Genomic DNA, 589 nt, shown 5'->3' with positions numbered 1-589 from the left:
GTGCAGGCGCCCGCGGCCGCGATCGTTTTGCCCTCCCCGGCCGCCAGTCCCGCTCCGGTGGCGTCAGCTCGCCCGACCAAGGCGTTTGGGCGCAAGGTGACGCCATGATCGGGCGGCCCGACAGGCAGCGCCCCGAAAGGCGGCGAAGTGTCGCCGAAGCGATCTTCGAAGACGAGATCGGCCTTCAATTCGGCGTCTATGGCGAGTTCCGGCTGTGGAGCGCCTACCAGCCGATCTTCGCGCCGCGTGGCAGATCGCTGCAACCCGTCGCCGTCGAGGCGCTGATCGAGCCGCGGCGCGTCGCGACGCCGGTTGCGCCGCAAGTTTTCTTCGACAGCGTTGCGGCAAAGGACCGTCTGTTCGTCGAGACGATGTGCCGGATGCTGCATCTCGGCAACTACCGCAACATCGGCGTCGATGGCCTTACCCTGTTCTTCAACTACAATCCGATGATCAACGATTATCTCGGACGGGCGCTCGCCGAGATGCCTGGCCATCAGCCGGATCTCGGCGATTTCGGCCTCGAGCCGGCCATGCTGGTCTGCGAGATCACCGAGCAGGCAGCCGACGAGCATGTGCTCGCCCGCCT

The 589-nt window shown here is 66.0% G+C and carries 1 pseudogene; it reads left to right on the top strand.

The annotated features are described in order from the left end of the window. Nucleotides 1-104 precede the first annotated feature (104 nt). Nucleotides 105-589, top strand: a pseudogene (locus tag EOA60_RS36310) (EAL domain-containing protein); the annotation flags it as partial.

Origin of the sequence: Mesorhizobium sp. M1A.F.Ca.IN.020.06.1.1, assembly GCF_004023265.1 — a bacterium.
Taxonomy (GTDB): Bacteria; Pseudomonadota; Alphaproteobacteria; order Rhizobiales; family Rhizobiaceae; genus Mesorhizobium.
This window is presented reverse-complemented; position numbering and strand designations above follow the sequence as displayed.